This window comes from Nocardia sp. NPDC058497 (assembly GCF_042720195.1).
Taxonomy (GTDB): Bacteria; Actinomycetota; Actinomycetes; order Mycobacteriales; family Mycobacteriaceae; genus Nocardia.
In genome coordinates this window covers 1-3,557 of the sequence record NZ_JBHXMY010000591.1, presented here as the reverse complement: position 1 = coordinate 3,557, position 3,557 = coordinate 1, and the positions used below count along the sequence as shown (strand labels likewise).

Below are 3,557 nucleotides of genomic sequence, written 5' to 3'. Positions count from 1 at the left end.
CCCCTCACCCAACCAGTGGGCGCCCGGGGCTTTGTGGTGCCGCCCCCCCCGTGTTTGTGGGGCGCGTGGGGGGGGGGGGGTGGGGGGGGGGGGGCGCGGGGGATCGTGAGGTGGGTGGGTTAGCCCGTACCCGATGAGTTACCCATGTTCTTCTGTGCTGCTACGACGCCTGGAGAACGATGTTCGTCAGGGTCCGGACACCCACCGCCAGTGCGCGTTCGTCGATGTCGAACGTGGGCTGGTGCAGGTCGAGCTGATCTCCCGTGCCCGACCAGACGCCGAGGCGGCCCATGGCGCCCGGGACCTCCTCCAGGTACCAGGAGAAGTCCTCGCCGCCGCCGGATTGCGGCGTGTCGGCCAGTGCGTCGGGGCCCATCGCCAGGACGGCGTTCTCGAACATCAGGGTCGAGCTCTGGTCGTTGACCACCGGTGGGACGCCACGCTTGTAGTTGAGCTGGTAGCGCACGCCGGTGGGGGCGAGCAGGCCGTCGACGATCTCGCGGACCAGCGGTTCCAGCAGCAGCCAGGTGGCGTGGTCGCCGGTGCGGACGGTGCCGGTGAGCATGCCGGTCTGCGGGATGGCGTTGGGCGCCTTGCCCGCGCTCACCGCGCCCCACACCATCACGGTGCTGGTGCGCGGATCGACGCGGCGGCTCAGCAGGCCGGGCAGGCCGGTGATCACGGTGCCGATCGCGTAGACCAGATCGCTGGTCAGATGCGGGCGCGAGGTGTGCCCGCCGGGCGAGTCGAGCACCAGCTCGACGGTGTCGGCGGCCGAGGTGATCGCGCCGATCCGCAGGCCGACCTTGCCGACCTCGAGCCGCGGATCGCAGTGCAGCGCGAAGATCCGGTCGACACCCTGCATCGCACCCGCGGCGACGACGTCGATCGCGCCGCCCGGCATCACCTCCTCGGCGGGCTGGAACAACAGCCGCACGCCGACCGGCAGCGTGTCCTGCGCCTCGGCGAGCGCGAGCCCGGCGCCGAGCAGCACCGTGGTGTGCGCGTCGTGCCCGCAGGCGTGCGAGACGCCCGGCACGGTCGAGGCGAAGCTCAGGCCGGTGAACTCCTGCATGGGCAGTGCGTCCATGTCGGCGCGCAGGGCGATCCGCGGACCGTCGGACGGGCCGAGGTCGCAGATCACACCGGTGCCGCCGGGCAGCACCTCCCAGGTCAGCCCGGCCTTGCTCAGCCAGCCCGTGACGAACTCGGTGGTGGCGAACTCCGCGCGCGACAGCTCGGGGTTCGCGTGGATGTGCCTGCGCCATTGCACGAGGTCTGCCGTGTGTTCGGCCAGCCACGCGTCGACGATCTCGGATCCTGACATGTCGATTCGTCCGGTGTCCGGCATGGTCGGACACGCCGCGTTCTCACGCATCATCGAGTGGGCGCCCACGCCCACCGATAGCGCCTCGGCGCCTGCGCGCGCGGTGCCCGAATAGCCGGAAATGCTCACCGAATGTCCTCCTGTCGGTCGACCAGCCGTTGCAACAACCTGTCTCTGTGTACTTCATCGCGTGCTATCGCGACAGCGGTACGCGCCAGCGCCAGCGCGCCGTCGAGTACCGCCCGATCCGCCGAGGCGTTCACCGCGGCCGCGGCGAAGTCCGGCTGATGGGTCACCGCTCCACCGGCATCGATGCCGATCACCGGGTGGATACCGGGGATCACATTGGTGACGTTGCCCATGTCGGTGCTCCCGAGCGGACGCAACACCTCGAGCTCGGGTGCGATCGGCACCCTGCCCAATCCGGTGATCTGCGCGCGGTAGACAGCCGAAAGAACCGGATCGGGGGTGAGCTCGGTATAGGTGGGCGCGAGCGTCCGTATGTCGTGGGTGCAGCCGGTTGCCAGGGCGCCCGCCTCGAAACACGCTTTCGCTCGTCGCATCAGGTCGTCGAGTGACGCGGAATCGGCCGCGCGGAGGTAGTACAGCAACTCCGCCCGTCCGGGCACGATGTTGGGGGCTACGCCACCGTCAGCGACTATACCGTGGAGTTGCTGGCCGGCGCGCAAATGCTGCCGTAGCAAGCCGACGGCAACCTGGGTCAGGGTCACCGCGTCACCCGCGTTGCGGCCGAGCTCGGGCGCGGCGCTGGCATGGGCCTCGCGGCCGTGGAAGACGACCGACAGGTCGGCCAGCGCGAGCGAGCGGGCGCCGACGATGTCGGCGGGGCCGGGGTGGACCATCATCGCCATCGCGAGGTCGTCGAAGGCGCCCGCGTCGAGCATGAGCACCTTGCCGCCGCCACTCTCCTCCGCGGGCGTGCCGAGGACGACGACGGTCAGCCCCAGCTCATCGGCGACTTCGGCGAGTCCGACGGCGGCGCCGACGGCGGACGCGGCGATGATGTTGTGCCCGCAGGCGTGCCCGATCTCGGGCAGGGCGTCGTATTCGGCGCAGATGCCGACGGTCAGCGGGCCACTGCCGTAGACGGCGCGAAACGCCGTCGGCAGGCCGGCGATGCCGGTGGTGATGTCGAAACCGCGCTCGGCCAGCGGCGCGAGGATCTTGGCGACGCTGCGCGTCTCGGCGAACGCGAGCTCCGGTTCGGCGTGGATCGCGTGCGACAGTGCGATCAGCTCCGCCGATGCCGCGTCGATCGCGGCATCGGAGGCGGTGGCCGAGAATTCGCCGGTGCGCGAGAGTGCCATACCCCCAGTCTTGCATTAGGGGGTGTCACCGGCGCACCGGCGAGCGGTCAGTTGCCGAAGGGGAGGTTCTCCGGGGTGACGGGGGTGGCCAGTGCGGCCAGGGTCTCGGCGTGCAGCGCGGTCTTGATGATCGGGGTGATCGGCTTGCGCAGGCTCGTCAGGGCGGCGGCGCGCCCGATGGCGGCGGGCAGCACCTCCTCGGCGTCGGCCTTGGCGTCGGCGATGCCCGCGGCGATGGCCTCGTCGGCGGCGAAGCGGTGGCCGGTGGTCATGGCCTGCACGCACACCTGGTTGCTCAGGCGGCCCTTGAGCAGGCCGTTCATGCCGACGGTGAAGGGCATGCCCAGGTGCACCTCGGGCAGCGACCAGAAGCCGCGGTCACCGCGCATCACCCGGAAGTCGTGCGAGGAGGCCAGCATCGCGCCCGCGCCGAACGCGTGGCCGTTGAGGGCGGCGACCGTCGGCATCGGGAAGGTCAGCAGCCGGGTGTACAGGGTGTGCACGCGATCCAGGTAACCGTGGATCTTGTCGAGGTTGCCGAACACCCAGTCGGTGTCGAGGCCGTTGCTGTAGAACTTGCCGGTCGCGACGGTGACCAGCGCGGCAGCGCCCTCGGACGCCTCGACCTCGTCGAGTGCGGCGTGGAAGGCATCGATCCAGTCCGGCGAGAAACGGTTCTCGTTGTCGGTCTCACCCTCGTTTCCGAGGTAGAGGACGAACACATCACCGGAGCGCTCCAAATACGGCATGCGGGGAAGAATAATCCGCAGCTCGGCGATAGCTACTCGCGGGTACACACTGCGCCGGCGCTTCCAACAATCCCGGCCACGCACCCCCGACCTCGAGGAGGGGCGCCGCGCAGCGGCTGGTCGCGGCCGTGGCCGGGCGGCGCTGGGCGGGCG

Annotated in this window: 3 protein-coding genes; all 3 read right to left on the bottom strand. The window is 70.4% G+C overall.

Going from position 1 to position 3,557, the window contains the following annotated elements:
* Positions 1 to 160 precede the first annotated feature (160 nt).
* The 3 genes from ACFWPJ_RS27770 to ACFWPJ_RS27760 all read right to left on the bottom strand — a co-directional run bounded on the left by ACFWPJ_RS27770 (position 161) and on the right by ACFWPJ_RS27760 (position 3,404).
* Positions 161 to 1,327, bottom strand: coding sequence for a M20 family metallopeptidase (locus ACFWPJ_RS27770; protein WP_378855686.1), 1,167 nt, complete (start codon positions 1,325 to 1,327; stop codon positions 161 to 163).
* A 125-nt stretch (positions 1,328 to 1,452) separates the two neighbouring features.
* On the bottom strand, positions 1,453 to 2,655 hold the full coding sequence (locus ACFWPJ_RS27765) for a M20 family metallopeptidase (RefSeq protein WP_378855684.1): 1,203 nt from the start codon (positions 2,653 to 2,655) through the stop codon (positions 1,453 to 1,455).
* Positions 2,656 to 2,702: 47 nt separating this feature from the next.
* Complete coding sequence (locus ACFWPJ_RS27760) at positions 2,703 to 3,404, bottom strand: enoyl-CoA hydratase-related protein (protein ID WP_378855682.1); 702 nt, start codon at positions 3,402 to 3,404, stop codon at positions 2,703 to 2,705.
* Positions 3,405 to 3,557: the final 153 nt, after the last annotated feature.

What these genes read in the sequence shown, in the direction of transcription:
- ACFWPJ_RS27770 (WP_378855686.1), bottom strand. Translation starts at nt 1,327, where the DNA reads ATGTCAGGATCCGAGATCGTCGACGCGTGGCTGGCCGAACACACGGCA.
- ACFWPJ_RS27765 (WP_378855684.1), bottom strand. Translation starts at nt 2,655, where the DNA reads ATGGCACTCTCGCGCACCGGCGAATTCTCGGCCACCGCCTCCGATGCC.
- ACFWPJ_RS27760 (WP_378855682.1), bottom strand. Translation starts at nt 3,404, where the DNA reads ATGCCGTATTTGGAGCGCTCCGGTGATGTGTTCGTCCTCTACCTCGGA.